The following is a 26,584-nucleotide window of genomic DNA, read 5'->3' as shown; positions in this document are numbered from 1 at the left end:
GGGAATCCTGATTCAGACAGTGTTTACAAGGCTTACAAGATCATAGGTGTCGACTTTGAGTGTCTGAATCAGTATGCTCAGTATAACCAGGAATTACAGGATAAAAATCTTGAGCATCCTGTAAATCCTGGTTATCCTGATTCAGACAAATTCAATAAATGCTAACAAATGTCGATTTTGAGTAAAAAAGATATTCAGGATAAGTCATCATTACTTTGCAGTGAAAATAGATATAAAACAAGCTCTTTGGGTGGGGGGCTGCCATGAAACTAAAATTTAAGTCAAAATATAGTATTAAATCTAATATTGCCGGGGTTGCGCTTTGCTTTTCCATTTTGTTGTTTGGCTCTTTTGATGTCTCTGCATTTAGTGACGATGATGCAGAAGCTTATCTTTGGAAACTTATAAATGAAGCACGTTCAAGGCCGTCTGCTGCTGTTGATGCATGGGATATTGACAAAGAGACAGCAAAGGAAGCTTTAGGTGAGAATTCCTGGATACTTGATTTAAAATCAGGTCTGCCTCCCCTTGCATGGAATCCAATGCTTGCTGATTCTGCTTCTGCGCATAATCTGGATATGATAGAGAGGTATTACTACAGCTATACATCACCTGAAGGAGATGGTGTTAAAGAGCGCGTAAGCCGACAGGGATACATTGCCTCTGAAACAGGTGAAACCCTTGGAATACTCTCATTTTATCTCTATGTTGATCCCATGGAAGCTGTGGAAGATATATTCAGTAACATGATAAGAGATGAGCTTGACCCTGCCCCCGGATACAGCAAGAATATTTTCAGCACAGCCTTTACGGAGATCGGTATATCGTTTGTTTCCACACAGTTTTCGTTTGATGAGGAGAATCCTTTTAATGCCTACGTGGTGACAGTTGACTTTGCAAAACCATCTGAAAGCAGAAGCTATATTCTGGGAAATATATATAACTCGACAGCGCCTGTTCCGGTTGAGCAGCAGAGGCGTGGCGATTATGATTCAGGGCCTGATTATGCCGGCAACTTGATATCTTATAAAAAATGGTTACCTGAATATGCTGATTACTCCTTTAAAATCATGGTTGAAAACATGACGGAAAAATGGCTTGTTGAAGTACCACATTCAGCTCTTGCAGGCTATCAGATAGAGATACCTGTTGGCACGTATTACAAGTTCTCTCTTTTTAGCAATAACGATGAGACACCTGTTGAAAAAATTGTGGATTATGGCCGCAATGAAAATATAATGCTGGATTTTGATCTGGGGTTATAGTTGTAGTTTATGGAGCGTGTTTAACTTATGGATAATTCAAATGCTGTAAAAATAACTAAAGATTTGTTGGCACCTTTTCATTTTTCGTCGCTGGAAGATGCGGGTTTGAATTTTTTGTATCTTTCTTCTCTTGCCAAAATATCTGAATACAGGAAGGATTGTCTGCTTTATCAGAAAAAATATGGAATGAGCTATGAATCATTCAAGAAACACATTGCTGGCAAAAAAAGAGATGAAGTTTTTGAGGAAGAAGATGATTTAATGGCCTGGCAATATGTATATGATGCGTTGCAATATTGGGAAAATAAAGTCAAAGAATTAGATCAATGTTTTTAAATTTACCAAAAGTTTACCCCGATGTTGTATTGGAAATGAGAGTTATTCGCTTCAGGCAAGACAATTTGTCATATGAATTTGTTTCAGAGGTCACATTGAAGGATGGTTCCTTTATTTGCATCAGGGATTATCTGTTTATGGATGGAAATAGAAAATACTCTTACCATTGGCAACATCGGGACGGTACTTTGATTGCAAGGTGGGATAACGCACCGCACTGGCCGGATATTTCAACATTCCCACATCATGTTCATAGTGGAGTAAACAACCATGTCTCTGCTTCAAATATAAGAAACCTTATTGATGTTATGGATGAAGTCAAGAAGTTGTATATATAATAACTTGTTTGTTGACAATCTCTTAAAGTGTATTAATTTTACGAAGTTTTTTGTGTTAAAAAAAATCAAATTTTCTTTAAACTCACCCCTGTGCCGGTGATATATTACGGTGGCACCAAGGAGCTGTACTGCATGAACTTTAAAAAAACAGGGTTGACTGAAAAAATGAAAATTCAAGGAGCCTTTTTTTTGGCTCTTTTTTTTCTTGTTACTGTTTTTTTTATGATTTTTGCTCATACTGATACTTTATCTGCTGCTGCCGAATCTGTTGCTGCTGAACTCAATGAAGAGGCTGAGAATTCCGAAACCCTTGAAACGCATCTTTCTCGGGATAATCAACAACAAGAAGAAGGGGTTAGTCTGGAGAATAACCAACAAGATGACAATCCCATAGGGGATTATCAACTGGAAGAAGATCAAAAGGGATATAATCAACAGGATGATGCACTTCCAAATGTGGAAAGCTCTGACACATCATCGGATAATATACCTGATACAGATAATCTTGAAGAAGAGTTGCAGCCCTCAATTCCCATGGTTGAAAAACATCTTTTTTCTCCGGATGCAGATGGAGAAAACGCTCTTGTATCAAAAGGTATAGCTACTTCTGATGATGACAACGGCCCTGATGATCTTTTGCTGAAAAAAATAAAACAGGAGATAGAGCTTACAGGTATTGTTATATCTCATGAATCAAAAAAAGCCCTTGTAAGATACAAAAAACGTGGGCGTAAGTCTGAACCTGCCTCCCTTTATAACTCTGGTGACATGATTGAATCCTACCTTTTAAAAGACGTTTTTCCCAATTACATTGTTGTGACCCATGAAAACAGGGATATACGCCTTGGACTTTTTCAGGAACGCACAGATCGCCCTGAACCTCTACCTGAGCCTGTGGAAAATCTCTCTGAGGGCACAGCTCTTCCATCCCAGAAAAATGGTGAATCACAGGGTGCCCAGCCAGTGGCTAATGGAACAAAATCCGGAACTTCTGCGGGTGCTTCTTCTGCTCAATCCAATCAGCAGGGATTAGCACCTTCATCAGGAACAAAGCCTGCTTCTGCAAATCCATTCATGAAGACCATTGAAAACGCCGGAAACAGTGATGAATTACCTGCGGATAACAGTGCTGTCATGGATGGTGACGGCGGACAGGCACCCTCCCAGGGTATCAACCCATTTCTTCAGGCCATTCAGAGGGCAAGGGAGAGGCAGCAGCAGCAACATTGATGCAAATAGTTTGTTAGAAAATTCCTGTAAGCGGTTGCTTTCTTTAGCAATCGAAATATGGTAATTTACCGTGGAAATGGATACATTATTTCCATGCTCGGGGGTGGCGAAACGTCCGCCATGTCCGTTTACCGTGGAAATAGATACATTATTTCCATGTTAGGGGGTGGCGGAAGGGCCGCCATGCCCGTTTACCGTAAAATTGACTATTATTTTTATATTTGGGGGGTGATTGATACGTAATCAATCAAGCCTGTTTACTCGAATTGATTGCATTTGTCTGTATCATGATAATCAGGATGCAAAGGCAAAGGATGGTCAAGATGGATATCCTGCTTTATCTTGTTAATCCTGGGTATCCTGATTCAGACAATTTATAGAAGTTAATAATGAAAAATGATGAAATTTTTATAATATTATTTTAAAAAGGAGTCTTATTTAATGTTTAAGAAAGTAGAACCATTGACTAAAGATAATCACCAGGACTTAAGATTTACCCCTGTTAATAATTTCAGTTTTGCTGAAAAAATTTCCACTGCACCTTTAAGTTTTTCCGAAATAGCTGTTGCCTCAAAATTTTATCCCATTGTATTTTTGAAGGATGCTGGCCTTCCTGCTGCAATTTTGTCCCTTGAAAAAGAAAAAAATGGATTTGTAACACCTGAAGGAAACTGGAAGGTGCCCTATGTGCCTGCCCATTTTAGAGGATATCCATTTCTTTTGGCCAGGATGGCAGATGCACCAGAATCTGACAAAGGCGGCAACAGTGGCAAAGCATCGGGAGATTCTGACCCGGCAAAAGCACGGGAAGAAAAATTTTTGCTCTGCATTGACAGGGACGCATCTCATTTTGCAGCCCCCCAGGGAGAGCTTATGTTCACTGCAAATGGGGAGTTCACCGATCTTGTCACCAAAAGGCTTGAATTTTTGAAGGCTCTTCAGACAGAGATAAATACAACATCAGCTCTTGTAAGAATAATGAGGGAAAAAGATGTTCTTGCCGAGCGCAGTTTTATGCTTAATGTAAATGGCCAGAATGTTCCTGTTGGCGGTTTTAGTGTGGTTGATATGCAAAAAGTCAATGCCCTTGATGATGCACTTCTTGCTGACTGGGTAAGAAAGGGTGTTATTGCTCTTATTGCAGCACATCTTAACTCCATTGCAGGTATTCCAATGGCACAGCAGTAATGGAAATTTTCAAAATGAAAAACATATTGAAAAATAAATATTGCCATACGCTACTTGGTGGTATCCTTATTGTTCTTTTTTCCGGATTTCCTCTAATGGCAGATAGTGACTTTTCACCAGCATTTGCCCTTGGGGAAGATACAAAAAGCACTCTTGAAGCCGGCCCCCGTGTATTGACCATCAATGAGTGTCTGGATATTGTTCTTTCAAACAATCCAACTCTTAAAGCATCCCAATACTCCCTTGAATCAGCAAGACAGGATATTAAGGTTGCAAGATCAGATTTTTTGCCAACACTTTCAGCATCCGGCAACTATACCCAACTTAGCAGTATTGATGCTTCAGGAAGCGCGGATCCCGATTATGTTGATCAGATAAAAAGGGATGCTGTTCTCTCTCTTTCCCAGACACTGTATGCAGGGGGGCGAATAGAAAATACATGGAGAAGGGCATCAGACAGATCCCTTGCTATTGCTGAAGATCGCAATTACATGGAGGCAAAGCTTGCCTATCATCTTCGTGTGCGTTTTTTTGAGCTTATGAAAGCCCGTGAGGATGTGACAGTTGCCGTGGATACGGTAAAGCGTCTTGAGGCAGATGCAGCAACTGTGGAAGCCTTCTATGAAAAAGAGCTTGCACCCTATGCCCAGGTTCTTCAGGCAAGGGTTGATCTTTCTGACGCACGTCAAAATTTAAGTATTGCTGAAAATACAGTTGAGAGGAAACGTTCTGATCTTTTTGCCCTGATGGATGAACCCTATAACTCAAAGACAACCTTTGCAGGCGGGCTTCATCACTACAAAATACCGTTTGGTATGACAGAAGATACCTGTATTGATGCTGCCTTTGAGAATCGATCAGACCTTAAAAGCCTTGTTCATCAGCTTGAGATGCTTGAAAAAGATGCAGACATTGCACTTGGAAAATACCATCCCATCATAAAACTTAATGCAGGCCTCTATGACCAGGACAAGGATTATGATGATGCTTCTGTTGCGACAAACTATGACCAGCACAACACCTACTGGAGTGCAGGAGTAAACTTCTCCTGGAGCCTTTTTGACGGGGGAAGGGCATGGCAGGAGAAGGAGAAGTACGGAATAGAGATGAAAAGAGTAAAAGAGCAGATAAGGGAGATCCGATCCAATATTGGAACCGGCATCAGAACCGCTCTTTTTTCCCTTTCCGAAGCCCAAGAGAGGACAAAAACAGCCCTTGAGGGTATGATTGCAGCAGATGAGTATTATGAGAGGGAGAGCCGAAGATTTCAGGCAGGAATTGCAACAATAGCATCGGTTCTTGATGCCCAGGTAAGGGTAACCCGTGCAAGGGGAAGCCATGCCCAGGCGCTTCTTGATTATCAGCTTGCAAGAGCCGAGCTTGATTTTCTCATGGGAACCCCTGTGAAATAAGGAGTGCTTTGCAACTGCCCTCCTTTATTTTATACTTTGATGTTTTTTATGCTCAAGAGTCGTAAGTTTTCATATCTGCCACAACATATTGTGTTGTCAATTGCCATTAAAATACTATGGTTGGTAGTCACTTATAGAAGTTATTACTGACGAGTTTTTTATGTGATGGAGGTTTCTATATGGAAAATAGCCGATTTATTTCGGTTACTGCCAATGCTGATTCATTGCTTGATGCTGTTCGTTTTATTTCAGGCAAGGATAGAATGAATGCTGTTGGAATAACCGTTAATGGAAAGCCCGAGGTTGTCCTTATGTCCATGAAAAAATACGAGTCAATGTGCGAAACTATGTCTGTGCTTGGTGATTCTGATGTCATGAGACAGATTTATCAATCAGGATATGAGTTGTCACAGAATTTGCCTCTTGTTGATATAGAGGAACTCTGACTTTGTATAGAGTTAGCTTTACCCCTGTTGCTGCTGAAATGTTTCACTCTCTTCATCCTGATATTAGAAAAGAGATCAAGGCTGCAACTAAGGAGCTTTATAATAATCCCTGGCTTGGAAAACATCTTGAAGATTGCCTTGCATCATTTTACTCCCTAAGAGTAAAGCGCTACAGGATAATTTATAAGGTGGATAATGAAAAAAGGATAGTTGTTGTTTGCGCCATTGGGCATCGAAGAGATGTTTATGACGTTGCATCAGAACTACTTTAAAAAATAGCAACAAACATGTTTACAACAAACATGTTTATGACATTGCAGTAGAATTCCTTTAAAAAATAACAACAAACATGTTGTGAACAAGAGATAAAACAAATGCTTAAATTTATCAGAAAATGGCTAAAATACTTTCTTTTTGCCGCACTGTTCAGCCTTTTTATCAATATTCTGGCACTTACATTTCCTGTTTATATGCTTGCCATATATGACAGGGTACTAAGTTCCTACAGCATGCCTACCCTTATGACAATTACCGTGGCTGCCATCTTTGCCCTTGTGGTTAATGCAATGCTTGTCTTTCTGCGCTCCCGCCTTCTTGTGATGGCAGGTGTTGACATTGATCATACCCTTGCATCTCCCGTTTTTGCAGAGATGCTAAAAGATAGTTGCAGTCTCCAGAAATCAGGATATTCAGCAGGGCTTCGGGATGTGAACATTTTGAGAAACTACCTTGGCGGCAATGCCATTTTTGCCCTTTTTGACATGCCCTGGGTTCCCATCTATCTTCTTTTTGTATTTATGGTACACCCGATTCTTGGGATGATATCAACAGGCGGTGTTTTTCTTGTTTTTCTCCTTGGTATCACCCAGGAGCTTTTGACAAGAAAGCGACTTGAAAAAGCCAACTCCATAAATGCCGGTGCCGGAAATTTTACCACGCTTTGCTTAAGAAACAGCGAATCCATTGGTTCCATGGGAATGCTTGAAGCTGCCCAGGATCGCTGGAGTACTTTAAATGACGAGGTTATAGCTCTCCAGACCAGGGCAAGCAATGCAGCAGGTTTTTTGCAGGCGATCTCCCAGAGTTTCCGCATGGGTATGCAGGTTATTATTTATGGTGTCGGCGCATGGCTTACCCTGAAAAATCAGTGTACGGCAGGTGTTATGATTGCAGCCTCCATTATTATGGGCCGTGCTTTGGCTCCTGTTGACCAGGCCATGGCAACATGGAAACAGACCCTTGAAGCGCGTTCCGCCTATAACCGCCTCAAAGAGCTTATGAAAAAGGCAACTCCAAAGCAGGGTATGGGTTTACCTGATCCAACAGGAAAGCTTGATGTGGAAGGTGTTACCCTTGCTGTAAACGGAACATATCTTCTGCGTAACATCACCTTTGCCCTTGCCCCTGGGGAGGTAATGGGGCTTATTGGCCCGAGTGCTGCCGGTAAAACAACCTTAAGCAGGGTCCTTCTTGGTATTTGGCCATCAATGGGCGGTAAGGTTCGCTTAGACGGTGCCGATGTCTATCAGTGGGATCAAGGACATCTTGGCCAATTTATCGGTTATCTTCCCCAGGATGTGGAGCTTTTTCCAGGGACAGTTGCACAAAACATTGCACGCCTTGGAGATGTTGATTCCGATGAGGTTATAAAAGCTGCCAAAAAGGCAGGGCTTCACGAGATGATTCTCCATCTTCCCAATGGATATGATACCATGGTTGGAGGTGTTCCCGGTTCCATGGTTCTTTCCGGAGGTCAACGACAGCGTGTGGCCCTTGCAAGGGCGCTTTACGGTTCCCCCAGGCTTGTGGTACTGGATGAACCAAACTCCAACCTTGACGAGGCAGGTGAAAGAGCTCTTATGCAGACCATAGCTCTTTTGAAGCAGGAAAAAGTGACAACTATAATTGTCACCCACAAGCCTTCAATTTTGATCTCTGTTGACAAGGTCATGGTTATGCAGTATGGGCAGGTTGCACGTTTTGGAACAAGGCAGGAGGTTTTTCAGGCACTTGCAGGCCAGGTGCCCCAGGCCCAACCCATACAGCAACCCCAGCCCGTGGTGCAACAGCCTCACTCTGCTGTTCAAGCTCAACAGCCCCACCAGGCAACACTTAAGCCTCGGCAAACAGATGTACAAAACCCACAGTCAGCAAATAGTGCAGCACAGGGAGGAGACCAGATTCAGCCCGCCAACTCTACGATTACAACAACCGGTGCCAATCTGAATAAAAGGATATTGAACTGACATGGAAAAAGATTTAAAGCAGAAAAAAACAGGAAGATATCGTGTCAGGCCAGGCTGGGTTATATTTGCCGGTCTTTTTGTTATACTTCTCTTTTTTGGCGGCCTTGGCGGAGTTGCAGCTTATCTGCCATTCAGCGGGGCTGTTATTGCCCCGGGTGTTGTTAAGGTCTCACAGGAGAAAAAGACGGTTCAGCATCTTGAAGGTGGCCTTGTTCAGCAGATTTTTGTAAGGGAAGGTGACAGGGTTAATAAAGGCGATGTTTTGATAAAGCTTAGAAGCTCACAGGTAACATCATCTGTTGCACTTCTTAAAGGCCGCCTTGCATCCAAGCAGATTGAGGCAGCAAGGCTTGAAGCCCAGAGGGATTTTCGTAAAAATATGACCATTCCCGAAGGAGTTGAGGGCAATGATGCTGATATAGAGCAGTGGATAAATTCGGAAAAAAATCTATTTGAAAAGGCAAAAACATCCCTTGAAAGCCGCATAAGCAGCCAGAAAGCCCGCATCAGCCAGCTTCAAGAAAAGGCAAAGGGCACAAAACGGGAAGTTGAGGCAAATGCCGGAATAATTGAATCCCTTGAGGAGGAGATAAAGGCCAAGGAGGCCCTCATGGAGGGGCGTTACATGGACAAGGCACAGGTTTTAACCCTGAAACGTCAGCTTGCCGAGCAGACAGGTCAGAAAGCAAGGCTTGAGCAGCTCATAGCCGAGATCGGGGAGAGCATTGAGGAGATAAAATTTTCCATCCTCTCCCTTGAAAACAGTTACCGTGAGGAGGCAGCAGCCCAGCTCAACGAGGTGCGGGATGAGATATTCCAGATAAGAAGGCAGCTTGCACCACAGATTGATGCTGATGAGCGCCTTTCCATCCGAGCCCCTGTTTCAGGTGTGGTGCTCAACATGGCAGTTCATTCCGAACATGGTGGAGTTATTCGTCCCGGGGAGCCGATCCTTGATATTGTGCCTGATGATGCAGACCTCATAATAGAGTGTACACTTCGTCAGGACAAGATAACCCAGGTATATATTGATCAGGAGACTAAAGTGCAGCTTGGGGCATTTAACCGTATTACAACTCCTCCGGTACCAGGGAAAGTCTCTTATATATCCGCAGACAGGGTGGAGCAGAGAATGCCCACAGGACAGATTATGTCTGCCTATGTTCTGCATATATCTGTTGATAAAAAAGATCTTGACGAGCATGATGCATGGCTATCCCCGGGAATGCCCGCAACCTGCTTTATCACCACAGAAAAGAGAACTTTCTTGCAGTATCTTGTGGAGCCAATTTTGCTCAATCTTGACCAGTCCCTCAGAGAGACACTGTAATAGGTAAAGACACAACTCTGGCTTGAAATGACCAATATGGTGGATATGTATTCAGCCTGAAACTGTCAAACCTGCTTAATTATAAAAAAAAAGCAGGTTTGATAATAAAATTTTATTGTGCTTGCCAAATGGAATGATATTTGCAGAATAGACTTCGCATCTATCAAGTTTTAATTAAGGAAGCCACATTACAATTTCAGGAGACGTTTTTTTATTGACATAAATGATGCAGTGTGGTTTTTTATATTTTTTGAAAAAGCTGGAAAAATTGATTAATTAAAAGTTAATAATTAAAAAAAGTGGTAAGTGAAGGTTTGGTTTCGTAAGGATCAGGGTTATCCATTCCATGAAATGGAAACTTGAAAATTTCGTTACATTTAACAAAAATCATTTAGGAGAGAAATTAAGATGACATTAGCAGGATTTAACAGTGAATACTACGAAAATGCATTGCTGGACTACTTTAAGACCAATTATAGTGAGTGGTCAAGCAATCCAAAGACTGTAGTTGATGTTCAGGAGTGGTTGGTAGATCAGGGTCAGACAGCAGAAGAACACTACATGTCTGATGGGTACAGTATGGGATTGTCCCCCAATATGTATTTTGATGCAGGCGAGTACGAACTTGCATATGCAGTATATCTTGGAACTCTTACAGAGACTGACGATGAAGGCAATGAAACAGCAATGTATGCCGATCCGGCAGCCGCAGCCGCAGCAGCTTTGAGTGGAAATGCATATGAGCACTATCTTGAAGTTGGCGCTGCTCTTAATGTGAATCCTTCAAATGCATTTGATGATTCAGATTATGCCCAGGCTCTTCTGGATTTTCTTGCAGCCAATGATGCCAATCCCGATGCATGGGCGGAAATTACTGTTGATATGCTTCAGGAAGTGCTGCCCCAGTTTGATATGACTCCGATGACACTCTATGTCGATTTTGCAGACGCATTTGCAGCCAATGGTTTTGATCAGGATCCAATAGCGGTTTCCGGTGACGAGCTTGTTCAAGGTGTTGCTGAGACATATACTCTTTCAAACGGCGTTGATGTTGCAACCGCAAATATTTTCAATGCTCCGCGTGTGTGGGACGTAGAGGGTGATGATCCTAAGAATTCCCTCAATGATGATGATGTTCTTACAGGTACGGGTGAGAATCCAACTCTTAACTTTACATATGTTAATGACATCGATACCGGTGATTGGGACATTATGCCTACATTGAATGATATCGAGACTATAAATATTGCTTTTACTAATGATGATGCCCAGATTCTTGATCTTCAGGACGCAACTGGTGTGACAACCATTAATGCTTCCCGTATTGATGATGCTGAGGCTGCAAGTACAGTTAATATTCAGGCGCCTTTGACAAGCCTTTCCATCAGTAATTCAAACTCTCCCACATCAACTTACAATGCTACATTCGTTGATAGTGTGTTGGCTGGCTCTGCTGATGAGCTTGCTCTTACTTTGACTAATGCTCAGCTTGCTCAACTCTTGATAGAAGGTGTAAATGCTGCCCAGGGCTACGAAGTGATAAATCTGGAGTCCACAGGTGCTGCCAATGCACTGGCTCAGATGACCACCGAATCCATTCAATCACTTATTATTACAGGTGATCAGAATTTGACCATTGGCTCTGTAGCTAATTCAGCAGGTTCTTATACAACTGTTGATGCATCTGCTCTTGAGGCCTCTCTGGACTATACTATTGATGCCGGTATTATGGGTGCTTCTCCTGATGGTACATCCAGTGGTTCTGTGGCATTTTCTCTGACAGGTACTGTCAATAATGATACAGTTAGAATTTCCGATACTGTTCAGGTAAATGATTCGCTTGCAGTTGGTGACGGAGATGGTGATCTTCTGGTTATGGCCAATAGCGCAACTACAGCATTTTTTGAAAACAGTGCAACCCCCCAGGCCACAGGCTTTGAGGCTATTCAGGTTATTAGGGCTGTGGATGGTGCTGCAGCTGCAGATACTCTCACTGTGGATCTTGATCAGATTGAGGGAGATCAGACAATTACCCTTATGAATCTGGAGACTGGTGCTGGTGCTGCCACATTTAATCTTGACAATGCCACAGCCGCAGAAGCCACAGCAATTACAATTCTCCACAGCGGTGCCACCGCAGCTGTTAACGGCGACAACGAAATGGATGAGAATATTATTGACCTTGATGTTGCCGATGGTGTGGATACCGCCGGTGTCACCATTGCAGAAGGTGTCAATAATGTTCCAAGATTCAGTTTTACACTTACAGCTGACAGTGATGGTAATAATGCCAATGCTACAAATAGTGTTTCCAATATCACCTTTACAGATGTTGACAGCGAATCCAACTCTGTGGAGTTGACTCAGTATGCAATGCATACAGGAACAATCACTGTTAATTCCGGTGTGGCAGGAACTTATCTTAATCTGGATGCCAATGGTGACAGTTTTGGTGTTGATCCTGATAATTTTGCTGTTTCAAATAATACGCTTTCAAACACTGCGGTTGCTAATCAGGATTCGGTATTTGCTGCTGCTTATGCCGACACTGGCTATGTTAGTGCAGCAGGAGCAGGGTATATATATACTGATATTGATGCCGGAGCAGCAGAGCGCATTGTCGCTTCCACAATTGAAGCATCTGAGTTTGTTGGGGATCTTATTGTTCGTGTTGGTGAGAAAAATCAGGATATCGCAACAGGCAGCGGTGATGACACTGTGATTTTTGATGCTGTTGGAGTAACTGATTCATCACGCCTCACAGCAGGTCTAAATATTTCTGACAAGGTTGCCATGGGTGATGGTTTTGATACCATTATTATTGATGGTGATGTGGGTGCAACAGAAGTTATTGGTCTGGATGCCACTGAGTGGACATATCTTACAGGTGTTGATGCCATCCGCCTTGGAACTGCCGGAGCCGGTGACTACAGGCTTGGTATATCAAATAAGCTTGTTTCCCAGACAGATGCCGGTGATAGAATCGTTATTATAAATAATGATGGTGATTTAACAACTGCTGTCAACAGCGACGCTACAATCAATATCCGTGCCCTTGATGATTCTCATTTTGTGGATTTCTATGGTGCTAATGGTGATGGCGGTGATGAATCCGTTAATACCCTTCAGGTCAATGAAGTGACAATGAGCGGTGCAAGTGTTCTTAATGGCGGAGATAATAATGTAGTTCAGACCTACACAGCTGCAGATTATGTTGCAACAGTTGATGGCAAGCCATCATCTGCATATGCTGACCTTGCGTGGCATGTTGCATCCGGTCAGATGACAATTGCAGACGCTGTTATTATGGCAGCTGCTGACAGTGTGCTTGATGCAGGTGGGGCTGCTTTGAATGCTGCTGATTTTGTAGGTGTTCAAAATGATGCCAATAACAATATACTTGAAATTTACAACGATGCAGAAATTACAGTGGGCGACCTTGCAAATGTTAGCAACTTCAAGACTATACGTATAATGAATGATCTTGGGGATGCCCAGCTTGTTAATATGACCTTGACAGACGCAATTGTTGATTCCCTGGTTGATGCAAGCCATGCCTCTTCTTCGGCACAGTCTGAAACCATCAAGGTTGCGGCTGTTGACAATCTGACCAATGGTGCTTTGTCCGAGCTTAATCTGCAGGCCAATACACTGACAGCTAAATCCAATGTTCATGTGCTTCTTGGCAGAGGAGAAAATGTTATTGAGACCGGAGATGGTGATGATGTTGTTGTTATTGCCGGCAACTATGTGGATGGCAAGTATGCTGTAGATCCAACCACCGGGTTTGATATGGATGAAGTTGCTAACTGGATTGATGATAAAGATGATGATAACGATGGCTTGATTGATGCTGATCAGCCCGGTGGTACAGATGCAGATGGCTTGACACCTCTTGTATATGATAACACATTGAGTCTTGGTGCTGGTGACAACACTGTTGCCTTTTATGGCTCTCTTGATCTCACAACTGTCAATGTCAACACTAACTTCAAGGGTGTTGATGCTGCTATTGCATACTCAGAAATTACCATAAATGCTTCGCTTCTGGCTGCAATACCAAGCTTCACCTTTGCAGGAGACGAGGAACATACATTGACAATTATTGATGATGGCGGCGATCTTTCAGATGTAAATATTATTCTTAAGGGAAGTGGCAATCTCAATATAACAGGTACTGACTTGAGCGGCCTTTATGTTGTTAAAGCTGATGATGCTACTGGAAACATCATCATGAACGGTGAAGAGGTAATACCGCCTGTTCTTGAAACAGCAGTTGTGGATGGTGATACCATTACCCTTACCTTTGATTCTGTTCTTGCTGCCGATGCCCAGCCTACTCTTGATACGTTTGCTGTTACTGTTGGAGATGATGATGTTGCTGTAACTGCACGTACTGTGGTTGACGATATGGTTGTCCTGACCCTTGCAGAGGCAGTTGTAGAAGGAGATGAGGTATCTGTTTCCTATACTGATCCTACAAATGGCAATGATCTTCTTGCAATTCAGACTCAGCTTAACGGCTATGATGCAGATAGCTTCTCAACTGATGTTGATAACATTACTCTGCCTCCAGATACTGATGCTCCAACTCTGGAAAGTACAACTCCTGCAGATGATGCAACAGATGTTGCTGTGGATGCAAATATTGTTCTCACATTTAATGAGGATGTTCAGGCAGGTGCTGGAGCATTTGCTATATTTGATGCAGCTGACACAACAGCTCCTGTTGCAACTATTTCGGCTGCGAATGCAGTTTTTGATGGCGCCACAGTAACCCTGAATCCAGCTGCTGATCTGGATGCCGGTACAGACTATTTTGTAAGGGTGCAGCCCACAGCAGTAGAGGATATGGCAGGTAACGCGTTTGCCGGTGTTATGGATGCTACAACTTTCAACTTCACCACTGCAGCAGCTGCTTCAGACGGTGTGGAAATGGTGGCAGGCGGTACCTATGAGGCCACCGCAGATGCTGATATTTTTGTTTATGATTTTACAGACATGACCGGCGGAAATTATGGCACCCTCTCAATGGTTGGTGAAGACGGTACTGTGACCATCAATAATTTTGATGTTGCTAATGATATCATCCGTTTTGTTGATTCTGATGGTAATCCACCCGCACAGGGTGATTTCGAGGCCAATGGCTATGCCGTTGTCCCCAACGGCTTTGATGGAGAAACCGTTGTTGAGCTGATTCCATATCAGGGTGCAGCCGGTGATGAGGCAGCTGTTGCTTCAGATATCGTTCTTGCAGGTATTGTTGTGGATGCTGTAACGTTTGAGATTGCCTAAGGTACTCTCTTTTTATCTGTAAATAGTTGATCCTTTCCTTCCCCTCTCTTTTTTTATATATGCTGTTCGTACAACGAGCGATATTATGTTGAGAAAAGGGGGGGCTATTCTTTACCGATGTCTTATGATGGATAGAGTCCTTTAAAGACTAAATTTCTTTGTAAATCAAAGGGAGAACGAAATGGCAATTAATTTCGGTACGGATGGAAACAATAATTTTACGGTAACCCATGCCGATGGGTATGAAGAGTATCGCGGTCTTGGCGGAGATGATGTCTATAATGTCAATCCTAATTTGACTGAAGCGGTTAAAATCTCGGATTCTCGTGGTGCTGATAAAGTTGTTCTGGGTGCGGCGGAGATAACTTCTTCCCGTTTTTTTTCAGGTGGAGCCGAATTCACTTATGCTACGGGCGGCAAATTGACAGTGCTGGGGGACATGTCCAGTATTGAATTTGTCTTTGGCGGAGGGAGTGATCCCTTTGCTCCGGTGGAGGGGGGAGTTCTCAAAACCTTTGAAGATACCGTGACGGCATTTAATGTTGATCCTTCCGGTTTGTCTCCTACTACGCCTGTAGAAGGTGGTGGCGTGATCATTGAATCTGATGGAACAGTTCAGCAATCTTCAGGCGAAGAGGGGATTTCCATGGTGGCGGGCGGAAATTATACCGCAACCGGAGAAGATGATATCTTTCTCTATGATTTCAGCGACTATTCCGGAGGAAATTATGGCGATATCTCCATGGTCGGACTGGATGGTGCTGTCACCATTGAAGGGTTTGACCCTGATCATGATATCATTCGTTTTGTAGATCAGGATGGAACGCCGCCGACCCTCACTCAGTTTCAGACCTCTGGCTATCAGGTGACGCCCAATGCGTTTGATCCTGTTCAGACAGTGGTTTCGTTAGTACCATGGATGGGTGAGGACGGGACAGTGTCCCCGGTGGGGTCAGCCGATGTAATTCTTGCCGGAGTGGTCACCGAGACGGTTCAGATCGAAGTGGTATAATCCTTAAACTGATTCTAAAACTTAAATTTGATGTTTTGTCCAGTCGGACAATCATGTTTCCTGCTGGATTTGAAATATGGAATTTTGCAACAAAATTAATTAATTTTTAGGAGAGAAGCATATGGCTATTCAATTTGGTACTCCAGGTTCACAAACCATGACAGTTACCAACGGCGACGACTTTGAAGAGTATCGTGGCCTTGGTGGAGATGATGTCTATAATGTGAATCCGAATCTTACCGACACCGTCCGAATCTCTGATTCCGATGGAATCAATACAGTTGTGCTGGGTACGGCTGATATCGCTTTAGCCCAGTTTTTTACAGGTGGCGCGCAGTTTACCTATGCATCTGGTGGTGTACTTCAGGTACTTGGAGATATGTCCAATTTTACCTTTTACTATGGTGGCGGAACCGACCCCTTCAATCCAGTTTCCGGTGGAACAGGACAGTCTTTTGATGAAACAGTAACAACTTTTGGACTTGATCCGGCTACTCTTGGCCTGACACCTGCCGATGCACCTGTTTCAGGTGTTGTTAATGCTGATGGTACAGTTGGTGTAACAGGACCTTCTTTTTCGGTGGCAGCTTCTGCAGCTGAAGTATATGAAGGCGAAAGTGCGGTTTTTACAGTTACATTAAGTGAGGCACTGGCTGCGGATGCCGATATTACATATACACTGGCTGGTGTTGGTGGTGCTGTGATTGGTACTGACACCGATGCTGTGGCTGAAACTGGTACTTTGACTTTCATTGCCGGCGAAACAACACAGACGGTTACTGTTCCTGTCACCATTGACGGTGTTGATGAGACCGGCGAAGGTCTTTCACTGACACTTTCCGATGCTCCGGATGGAACCTCTATCTCCGGCGGTGGCGTTGCCGCAGTTGATTTTATGGATCTGCCTCCGGCAACTTTCTCCATATCTGCCTCTGCGAACTCGGTTGTAGAAGGAAATGGTATTGTTTATACAATCTCTTCTTCTACCCCTGTAAGTGAAGAGACCACCTTGACATATTCTGTAACTGGCGACACGCTTAACGGTGCAGCCACTGCAGCGTCAACCGGTGATTATTCACCTGCATCTGGCCAGGTAACTTTTGCTGTTGGCGAGACATCCAAAACCGTTACCATCAATGCAACTGATGACGGTACTACAGAAGGTCTTGAGGGATGGAAATTCTCTGTCCTGGATGGCGATCTCCAACTTATTGGTTCCCAGACTGCATCTGTTATTGATGGCGAATCTGCCGGTGACACAATTCTCCTGACCACAGGCTCTGATGTGAAAATTGGTACCACAGGAGATGATATTTTTGATGGTTCAGTTAATGCCAATGGACAGCAAACTCTTACCTCTGTCGATAATCTAAACGGTGGAGATGGTGATGACCTTCTGTTGGCTGGCCTGGGTGCTGCCACTACAATTGCTCCTTTCCTTGCCAGTATTGAAAGCGCTGAACTTATTGATACAGCAGGAGCAACTTTTGACTTGGCAAATACAACTGGAATGACCTCTATTCTCGTTCGTAACTCAACCAATGGATTAACGATACAGAATATTGATTCCACAACAGATACTACTTATACAATTCAGGATCAATCCGCTGATTTAACCCTGAACTTTGAGAATGCCGCACTGGTTGGATCAAATTCATTTACCCTGAATCTGAACAATTCCCAGTCTGATGCTCTTGGTGGACCTACACTTACCATTGCACAGCAGGCAGGTACAGATACATCTGGTCTTGAGACCCTGAATCTGATGTCTTCCGGCAGTAACACCAACTTTTTGCAAACTGTAACAGCCCAAAATGCTGCAGGAACCAGCTTGCTGACTTCCTTGAATGTAACCGGAGCACAGGGACTTCAGGTAACTAATGCATTTGAGGCAAGTGTAGTTAATATTGATGCATCAGGCATGACAGGTGCGTTGGGATTGACATCACCATTTGCAGCGACCACTGTTCTCAATGTTATGGGAAGTGCCGGTGCTGACAGCTTGACATTTGCTGCCAACGCTGCCAATTCAAGTATCGATGCAGGTGCAGGCAATGATATGATTGCCATTAATAACCTTGATAACAACGATACAATCAATGGTGGTGATGGTACTGACAGGCTTGATATCCAGACCGCTGCCAATGCCGAAGGTCTGGTCACTGATATGACCAATATCACAAATTTTGAGCAGATTTCCATGAATGTTGCAGGTACTGCTGCTGCTACGTTGAATGCAACACGATTCGGCAGCGCAATTGACACTGTAAGACTTGACCATGGAACTGCTGGTGCATATACAGTAACAATGAACGCCGGTGCACAGACCGTTGGTGTTGCAGAACCTACTGCCGCTACCAATGCACAACTTGGTGGTGCCTTGACGGTAAATGATACCGGAACAGCAACAACAGACACTCTGACTATAACCAATAGAGATACAGACACTGCCTCTGCTACAAATAACCTTAATGGGCAGAATCTGGTAATCAATGGATTTGAGACCACAACCATTAATACCGGTGCTTCTTTTACTGTTGCGCAAACTCTCGGAACCATCGGATTTAACGGTGACAGTGCCACTGGTGCCAATACATTGAATTTTACAGGTGCAAATCCTTTGACCATTGGTGTCCCGACATCAAACTCCACAGGTCTTTTCACCATTGATGCTTCCGGTATGACTGGAACAGCTACTCTTACAATGGGTGGTGCACCTACATTCTCTGGAGCAAATGGAACTGTCAGTATTACCGGAACTGGTAATAACGATACGCTGCTTGGTCATGCAACAGTTGCTTCCACAGTAGCTGGTGGAGCTGGCCTTGATACGATTACAGGTGGAACCGGTGCAGATAGCATCGACGGTGGTGCCGGAAATGACCAGATTACTGCTGCTGGTGGAAACGATACAGTAACAGGTAATGACGGTAATGATACTATAACCGTTGCTGCTGGGACAGTTAGTATTGATGGCGGCGCAGGTAACGATATTGTTGATATTCAGGCGACACTGACTGCCGGTGATACCCTTGCTGGTGGAGATGGAACCGATACCCTGATCTATGATGCAGCCGCTACTGCCGCGACCGCTGCCGGCGTAACCGGTTTTGAGACATTGCAGATTGATACGGCATTGGACCAGGGACTGGAGCAGTTCACCAATAATCCCGGTTTTACCCGAATTAATTATAATGTTGCAGGCAATGTTAACATCACCAATGCATCTGCTTCTGTGGATACAGTTCAGGTTACCACTTCAGGTGCAAACGTTTACAGTCTTGCTCGTCTGATTGATACGTCCTCAAATAGTTTGAATGTTGTACCTCTTACTGGTGGAGCAAGGGTTGTTACAACAATGACTGTTGATGATGAGGAAACACTTGCCATTAACACCGGCACAACAGCTGGCGATAATCTAACTATCACCACTTTGAATGCAGCGGATCTTACCAGTTTGACAGTAACCGGAAGCAATAACGTAGCGATTACCAATGCTATAGCTGGTGCTGCTAATCTAGCTACAGTTGATGCCTCGACATCCACTGGTACATTGCTTGTTAATGCTTCTACAAGTACTGCCAATGGAACCTTTACCGGACCTCAAACTGCAGCTGCCACTATTACCGGTGGTACTGGAACAGACAGCATCACTGGTGGTTCTGCCGCAGATTCATTAACCGGTGGAAACGGTGCTGACACCATCAGCGGTGGCGGTGGAGCTGATGCATTGCTCGGTGGTATCGGAAACGACAGCATCTCAGGCGGTATTGGTGATGACACCATTACAGGTGGCGTTGGAAACGATACCTTGAGTGGTGATGATGGTGCAGATGACTTTGTTTTTGAAGCAGCTTCAAATGGTGTTGATACCATTTCAGGTTTTGTTTCCACTGTGGATGACTTGGATGTTCAGACTGGTGGTCTTTTGGGTGGATTAAATGCCGGACAAACCATAACAGCAGCAGCAGCTGCTCAAGCTTTGTCAACAACATTGGCTGCTAGCGATACTGTTCATTATATCTCATTCAATGGTGCAGCTGCCAATTTGACAACTGGTGGTGCTGCAACGTTGAATCAAGCAGACATGACAGCTACTACTCTAACCAATGTGGCCGCATATCTTGGAGAACGTTTTAGTACTGACACAAGTGGAGCTAATGCCAACGATTCTGTAGTTGTCGTGAACTGGACAGCAGGCTCCTCTACAACTTCATATGTATACGAATTTGTGAATGATGGTGCTGACAACGTGTTACAGGCCGCTGAGTTAACATTGATTGGTGTCGTTGACAGGGGTACAACCGTTCTTGCTGTTGGCGATGTAGTATAGTTGAATTTTAATAGTCGTATAAATTAGTTTTTATTTGCGTAAACCCCATCCCTATTATTATAATAGAGATGGGGTTTTTTTATTAAACCTTTGAAGAGGGACAGGAACATTATGCATGTGCCCTTATTCTTGTCTGAATCACGGCTTAACCTGATTGCACGGATTTCACTGATTTTTTAATCTGTGTAATCATTTAATCAGTGGTAATCAGTGATTCAGAAAGTGGGGGAAGCAAAAGGAAGGAGGCAGCTAAATAATGCATGTCTCTTTTTTTGTTTCTGAAGTCTGTTTTTTTTTGCGTTGCTTTGTGGTAATAATGAGCTTATTAATTTCAATTAACCGATTTAAACAAAAATTTTCTTAAACCATCATTTCGATATGGGATGAGTTTTGATAAATACTTTATTTATCATTTTGTTGGAGTGAAGTTATGAAGCTGTTTCTTCATGTGGGCTGTGGCTCAAAACGAAAAAATAACACTACTTCGGGTTTTAATTCTGATGCCTGGGAGGAAGTACGGTTAGATATAGACCCAAAAGTATCTCCTGATATTACAGGTACCATGACCGATATGTCAATGGTAATGTCTGAATCAATGGATGCTCTCTTTTCCAGCCACAACATTGAACATCTCTATCCCCATGAAGTGCCTGCTGCCCTGGCAGAGTTTAAGCGGGTACTTAAACCAGATGGTTTTGCTGTTATCACCTGTCCGGATCTGCAATCGGTGTGTGCCTTGATTGCCCAGGATAAACTTACTGAACCTGCCTATTCTTCACCGGCAGGCCCCATAGCTCCTCTGGATATTCTCTATGGCCACAGGCCATCCATGGCCAAAGGAAATCTATTTATGGCCCATCGCTGCGGATTTACCAAAAAGGTTCTCTCCAGCTCTTTACATGCATCTGGATTTAAAACAGTGGCAGCCACAGGACGTGGTAATCCCTTTTTTGACATCTGGGCAGTTGCCAGTAAATGCGAAATGACGGAAGAGGGTATGCGATATTTGGCTTCCGGACATATACCTGGAAGTGTAAGATGAATCTGCATACCCATGTCAACCAACAGGTTAAGGAGATGTTAGGTGCTGATTATCGCGATGAACCATCCCGATTAAACGATCTTCTTCGCCTTTTGGGAAAATGGCGCAGCGTGTTGATCCAGAATACCCTGCTTCAGCACAATGGCACTGTGGTTATGGAGGGGCCTCTGCATGGGATGGACTACCTCGCCCAGTCCTCTGAGGGGTGCCATATAGCCAAATTGCTTGGCTGTTACGAACAGCCCCTGCACCCCTTTATTGAAGAGGCATTTCAAACACCTTATCAGAAAATTATCAACATCGGTTGTGCCGAGGGTTACTATGCAGTGGGGTTTGCCCTTAAAATGCCGGATATACGGGTTATGGCTTTTGATGTGGATGAGGGGGCAAGGGAAAAGTGTAAGGCTTTGGCCGCAAAAAACGGCGTTATTGACAGGATAGAGGTTGGAGGACTTTTCAGGCAAGAAGATTTTAAAGACTACATTAACCGGAAAGTGCTTATTTTATGTGATATTGAAGGCGGAGAGCGCGATCTTCTGGATCCAGCCGGATCGCCTGCATTAAAAGGCATGGATATCATTCTGGAGTCTCATGAGTGCCTGATTCCGGGTATTACCATGGAAATGATCCGCCGTTTTAAGGATAGCCACAGGATAGTTCTGGTACAGGATAATGGGCAGCGTCAACTTGGACACGCACCAGACTGGTTTAATAATCTTGCACATCTGGATCAGCTTCTGGCAACCTGGGAGTGGCGGTCAGGCCCGACTCCGTGGCTGGTTATGAAAGCATTGGAGAAATCTTAATGAATGCCTGTATTTTTTACCATCCCGAGGCATACACCACCACAGGCCCAAGATTAATGGGTCGCAATGCCGCAGGGGAATCTTTTTTGCGGGGATTTTTTGCTCACAGCCAAACTAAGGAATTCTGGGTAAAGGTACAAAAAACCGAGCATGCTTCACATTTTGCTCAAAAGCTTCAGCTTTATGGCAGGAAAGAAACTGTCAAGGTAGTGGACAGGAACAGTATGGCGGCTCTTAAAGAGATCGGGGTTGTCTATTACCCGGGGCCTGGTATTGGAAAACACTCCTTGCACCGTGCATTTTTTGGTCATGGCTTATGGAGCCTGTGCGGTATTACCCACACCACCTCAAGTGCAGCCTCCATGGATGCTTTGACCGCCTTGATAACAGAACCTGTGCAGCCCTGGGATGCACTAATCTGCACCAGCACGGCAGTTAAAAATAACGTGGAGCGGCTTTTACAGGCACAGGTTGATTACCTGAATTCTAGGCTGGGGATAGCCCGTATGGTGCTGCCTCAATTGCCAATAATTCCTTTAGGTATAAATACCCAGGATTTTGTGTTTACAGAGCAAAAAAAATTAGAAGCTCGAAAAATACTTAGAGTGACGAGCGAATCCCTGGTGGTTCTATTCATGGGACGGCTTTCATTCCATGCCAAGGCACATCCTCTGGCTATGTATCAGGCTCTGGAAAAAGCTGTACAAAAGAGCGGCAAGGATGTCGTGCTGGTGGAGTGCGGCTGGCACGCCAATGAGTACATTGCCAGGGCATATGAAGAGGCCGCAAGACTTGTCTGCCCCAGCGTTCGGGTCATTACCCTTGACGGCAGAAAGGCTGAAGACAGGCATGCAGCATGGGCTGGTGCGGACATATTCTGTTCTCTTTCGGACAACATTCAGGAGACCTTTGGTATTGTTCCCATAGAGGCCATGGCCGCAGGTTTGCCTGTGGTGGTGAGTGACTGGGACGGTTATAGAGACACTGTACGGGACGGTATTGACGGTTTTTGCATTCCAACACTGATGCCAGGTAGCGGCCTGGGTGGAGATCTGGCCTTTCGCCATGCCCTGGACATTGACACATACGACATGTACTGCGGTCATACCTGCTCCTTGGTGGCAGTTGAAGTTGAGGCTGCGGCAAAGGCTTTCATTAGTCTGTTTCAGTCAACTGAACTGCGCCGTAAGATGGGAGACGCTGGTCGTGACCGGGCAATAAAACATTATGACTGGTCTGTTATCATTCCCCAATACGAAGCTTTGTGGAACAGATTGAATGAAATAAGGGCAGTTCAAGCCATAAATCTTCCAAACCTTTCCCGTCCCTGGCCTGCCAGGATGGATCCCTTTCATGCTTTTGGCAATTATCCTACTAATACTTTGACCGAAAACACTTTGCTGGGCCTGGTGGATAATGATGCAGAAACGGCTTTTAATCGCGCTATAGCCTTGCGGAAATTGACCATGATCGACTATGCCAGGGATATTCTTCTAACCGATGATGAGGTTCGCTCTGTGCTGATTGCTGCTGCTGACAGTCCAAGGAGAGCTGTTGAGATTGTTGCTGGTGTTGCTTTACAACGTCAGCCTTTTGTTTTTCGTAACCTGATTTGGCTGCTGAAGCTTGGCTTATTGAAGATTTATCCATAAAATCGCAACTGCTATCGTCATAACTGGCAATGCTATAGAACAGCTCGGCGTAAGTCATCATTTGCTTTTTATCAGCCACTTCAGCTAAATTCTTTGGAGTAAGTATGAAAAAGCATAGTGGAATTTATGACTATTGCTTCGTCAAGACTAAGATTTAGGGTACTCTATTAATAGAATTAACCCAAAATTAAGCTTTGACAGAGCACTATTGCTTCGTCAAGACTAAGATTTAGGGTGCTCTATTAATAGAATTAACCCTAAAATTAAGATTTGACAGAGCACTATGTGTAAATAGTCTGTTGCATTGACAGGGAGTATGTTTTTTTCATGAAAATACTTTTTATTCATCAGAATTTTCCAGGTCAGTTCAAGTTTTTGGCTCCAGCTCTTGCGGAAAAGGGTCATACTGTGGTGGCCATGACCATGCAAAAATGTGAAAGTTCAACCTGGCAAGGTATCCGGTTGATACCCTATGCTGCCATGCGGGGCACCTCTCAAGACGTTCATCCCTGGGTAAGTGATTTCGAGACCAAAGTCATACGCGGCGAAGCATGTTTTAGGGCATCACTGCAGCTAAAGGCACAAGATTTTGTTCCTGATGTGATCATTGCTCATCACGGCTGGGGAGAGAGTCTGTTTATAAAAGAGGTGTGGCCAAAGGCTGTTCTGGGTATCTTTTGCGAATTTTATTATCACCCAGAGGGGGCAGATGTTGGCTTCGATGCGGAATTTCCAGCCAACGATCCCGGGGATGTGTGCCGTTTACACCTTAAAAACCTGAACAATAAGCTTCATTTTGATGTTGCCGATGCCGGCATCAGCCCTACTCATTGGCAGGCAAGTACCTTTCCGGAATTTTTTAGAAAAAAGATCACCGTGATCCATGATGGAATTGATACGGATGCTGTGAGGCCTAATCCGGATGTGAGCATAACTCTTAATGGCTGTATCACCCTGACAAAGAATGATGAAATTATTACTTTTGTCAATCGGAATCTGGAACCTTATCGCGGGTATCATATTTTTATGCGTTCTTTGCCGGAGATATTGTCTAAGCGTCCTAAAGCTCATATCCTGATAGTTGGAGGTGACGGTGTAAGTTATGGCGCGAGACCTCCTGACGGACGGACATGGAAAGATCTCTTTGCCGAGGAAGTAAGGCCTCAAATAAGCGATGAAGACTGGAATAGAATTCATTTTTTGGGAACCATTCCCTACCAGCATTTTATTCCGCTTTTGCAGTTATCTGCGGTTCACGTCTATTTGACATATCCTTTTGTATTGTCCTGGAGTCTTCTTGAAGCCATGAGCGCTGGTTGTGCTGTTGTTGCAAGTGATACTCTTCCTTTGCATGAGGCAATTGAGCATGACGTGAATGGTCGTCTGGTGAATTTTTTCGATTCAGATGGCTTTGCAAAGGAGGTTTGTTCTTTGCTTGATGAGCCTTCGGTACGGCATCGTCTGTCAAAAAATGCACGGCAGTTTGCAATTGAAAATTATGATCTTAAACGTGTTTGTTTGCCAAAACAACTTGATTGGGTGGAAGGATTGCTTTTTTAATAAACCCTCATGATTGAGAGAACATCACAACGATGCATGAAAGTCTTTATATAACAATACTTTATGGAGACTTTCAAATAAAGCTTAAGAATAGTAATATTTGGATCTGCCACAATATATTGTGTTTTGAGTTGCCTTAAAAATACTATGATTGATTTAGACTGACGTTAATAATAGATTAAAGAGTTTATAGTTGCTTTTAAAAATGAAAAGGAGAGGCTAATGGCTATATCATTTGGAACACAAGGAAATAATAATTTTACGGTAACGGCCGGGGACGATTACGAAGAATACAGAGGAATGGGTGGAAACGATACTTATACAGTTAATCCTAATTTGACGGAAGATGTTAGAATCCAGGACTCTTCAGGTAGTAATGTTGTGGTATTGGGGGAAGCGGTGATTGCGGGATCCAGATTTTTCAGTTCTGGTGTTGAATTGACATATGCTTCTGGTGGAGTGCTGCAGATACTCGGAGATATGTCGTCATTCAGTTTTGTTTTTGGTGGAGGCAGTGATCCCTTTAATCCACAGGAGGGTGGATTTGCAAACGACTTTGAAGCCACTATGACAGCCTTTGGTGTTGACCCTTCTCAAGTTCAGGGAATGGATGTTGTTTCAGGAATTGCCGGAACAATTAATGATGATGGAACAGTAGATGAGCTGGATCAGGTAACAATGTCGATTGATCAGGGACATTATTCAGAAAGTCCCGTGGAAATTGATGCTTCTTTGGGCAGCTTTGTTTTTACTGACGATGCCACAGTGGGAAACAATGTTGAAATTTCCGGTTTTGCATTGGATGATGTTATACAGGTTTCCAATGCTTCAGACGGAGATTATTTTTTTTCCCATGATGGGGATGATATGCGTATATCTTATGTTGCTGATGGAGATACGGTTAATGTTGTTACATTGATTGGAGTCATGAATTCTGAAGATGTAGTCGGAGAGACAGAGGCAGCTTTTGAGGCTTATATTGGCTTTAATGCATTTCAGCTTGTTTAAGGGTAAAAAAGGCGACAGGGACAGATACATAATGCATGTACTGTCCCCGTTTGATTTTGTTATTGCCATTTTAAGCTTTGTTTTT

At 43.7% G+C, this 26,584-nt stretch carries 18 protein-coding genes; all 18 read left to right on the top strand.

The genetic code is table 11. The features are described from left to right. Positions 1-263 precede the first annotated feature (263 nt). The 18 genes from MTBBW1_RS23565 to MTBBW1_RS23480 all read left to right on the top strand — a co-directional run bounded on the left by MTBBW1_RS23565 (position 264) and on the right by MTBBW1_RS23480 (position 26,499). Positions 264-1,265 (top strand): CAP domain-containing protein, encoded by a 1,002-nt coding sequence (locus MTBBW1_RS23565; RefSeq protein WP_080808211.1) that lies wholly within the window; start codon positions 264-266, stop codon positions 1,263-1,265. Between the two features lie 27 nt (positions 1,266-1,292). Next, positions 1,293-1,601: a hypothetical protein gene (locus MTBBW1_RS23560; RefSeq protein WP_080808208.1), complete on the top strand. Its 309-nt coding sequence runs from the start codon at positions 1,293-1,295 to the stop codon at positions 1,599-1,601. Continuing rightward, positions 1,592-1,939, top strand: a complete 348-nt coding sequence (locus tag MTBBW1_RS23555; protein WP_080808205.1) for a toxin-antitoxin system TumE family protein — start codon at positions 1,592-1,594, stop codon at positions 1,937-1,939. Before MTBBW1_RS23560 ends, MTBBW1_RS23555 begins: the two co-directional genes overlap by 10 nt. Before the next feature lie 132 nt (positions 1,940-2,071). After that, complete coding sequence (locus MTBBW1_RS23550; protein ID WP_080808203.1) at positions 2,072-3,169, top strand: hypothetical protein; 1,098 nt, start codon at positions 2,072-2,074, stop codon at positions 3,167-3,169. A 441-nt stretch (positions 3,170-3,610) separates the two neighbouring features. Continuing rightward, positions 3,611-4,357, top strand: a complete 747-nt coding sequence (locus MTBBW1_RS23545; protein WP_080808198.1) for a SapC family protein — start codon at positions 3,611-3,613, stop codon at positions 4,355-4,357. Between the two features lie 14 nt (positions 4,358-4,371). Next, positions 4,372-5,769, top strand: a complete 1,398-nt coding sequence (locus MTBBW1_RS23540; RefSeq protein ID WP_186441671.1) for a TolC family protein — start codon at positions 4,372-4,374, stop codon at positions 5,767-5,769. A 179-nt stretch (positions 5,770-5,948) separates the two neighbouring features. Next, on the top strand, positions 5,949-6,215 hold the full coding sequence (locus MTBBW1_RS23535; protein ID WP_080808190.1) for a type II toxin-antitoxin system prevent-host-death family antitoxin: 267 nt from the start codon (positions 5,949-5,951) through the stop codon (positions 6,213-6,215). Positions 6,216-6,217: 2 nt separating this feature from the next. Next, entirely contained in the window at positions 6,218-6,487 is a 270-nt protein-coding gene (locus MTBBW1_RS23530; RefSeq protein ID WP_080808186.1) for a type II toxin-antitoxin system RelE family toxin, read from the top strand. A gap of 102 nt (positions 6,488-6,589) precedes the next feature. Continuing rightward, complete coding sequence (locus tag MTBBW1_RS23525) at positions 6,590-8,461, top strand: type I secretion system permease/ATPase (protein ID WP_080808181.1); 1,872 nt, start codon at positions 6,590-6,592, stop codon at positions 8,459-8,461. Between the two features lies 1 nt (position 8,462). Next, positions 8,463-9,791 carry an HlyD family type I secretion periplasmic adaptor subunit gene (locus tag MTBBW1_RS23520; RefSeq protein ID WP_080808179.1) on the top strand — a complete coding sequence of 443 codons (1,329 nt, stop codon included), beginning with the start codon at positions 8,463-8,465 and terminating at the stop codon, positions 9,789-9,791. A 408-nt stretch (positions 9,792-10,199) separates the two neighbouring features. Further along, complete coding sequence (locus MTBBW1_RS23515; RefSeq protein WP_080808175.1) at positions 10,200-15,086, top strand: Ig-like domain-containing protein; 4,887 nt, start codon at positions 10,200-10,202, stop codon at positions 15,084-15,086. A gap of 181 nt (positions 15,087-15,267) precedes the next feature. After that, complete coding sequence (locus MTBBW1_RS23510) at positions 15,268-16,098, top strand: hypothetical protein (RefSeq protein WP_080808172.1); 831 nt, start codon at positions 15,268-15,270, stop codon at positions 16,096-16,098. A gap of 121 nt (positions 16,099-16,219) precedes the next feature. Beyond that, positions 16,220-20,431 (top strand): beta strand repeat-containing protein, encoded by a 4,212-nt coding sequence (locus tag MTBBW1_RS23505; RefSeq protein ID WP_080808169.1) that lies wholly within the window; start codon positions 16,220-16,222, stop codon positions 20,429-20,431. A gap of 430 nt (positions 20,432-20,861) precedes the next feature. Next, the gene (locus tag MTBBW1_RS23500; RefSeq protein WP_080808166.1) at positions 20,862-21,473 is read left to right on the top strand and encodes a class I SAM-dependent methyltransferase; all 612 of its coding nucleotides are present in this window, start codon (positions 20,862-20,864) and stop codon (positions 21,471-21,473) included. Continuing rightward, positions 21,470-22,279, top strand: a complete 810-nt coding sequence (locus MTBBW1_RS23495) for a class I SAM-dependent methyltransferase (RefSeq protein ID WP_080808162.1) — start codon at positions 21,470-21,472, stop codon at positions 22,277-22,279. The genes MTBBW1_RS23500 and MTBBW1_RS23495 overlap by 4 nt, the downstream gene beginning before the upstream one ends. After that, entirely contained in the window at positions 22,279-23,931 is a 1,653-nt protein-coding gene (locus tag MTBBW1_RS23490; protein WP_080808158.1) for a glycosyltransferase family 4 protein, read from the top strand. Before MTBBW1_RS23495 ends, MTBBW1_RS23490 begins: the two co-directional genes overlap by 1 nt. A gap of 327 nt (positions 23,932-24,258) precedes the next feature. Further along, positions 24,259-25,491 carry a glycosyltransferase family 4 protein gene (locus MTBBW1_RS23485; RefSeq protein ID WP_080808155.1) on the top strand — a complete coding sequence of 411 codons (1,233 nt, stop codon included), beginning with the start codon at positions 24,259-24,261 and terminating at the stop codon, positions 25,489-25,491. 222 nt (positions 25,492-25,713) lie between these two features. Then, positions 25,714-26,499 (top strand): hypothetical protein, encoded by a 786-nt coding sequence (locus tag MTBBW1_RS23480; RefSeq protein WP_080808152.1) that lies wholly within the window; start codon positions 25,714-25,716, stop codon positions 26,497-26,499. Positions 26,500-26,584 lie beyond the last annotated feature (85 nt).

The sequence above is a fragment of the Desulfamplus magnetovallimortis genome, assembly GCF_900170035.1.
GTDB classification, from domain to species: domain Bacteria; phylum Desulfobacterota; class Desulfobacteria; order Desulfobacterales; family Desulfobacteraceae; genus Desulfamplus; species Desulfamplus magnetovallimortis.
This window is presented reverse-complemented; position numbering and strand designations above follow the sequence as displayed.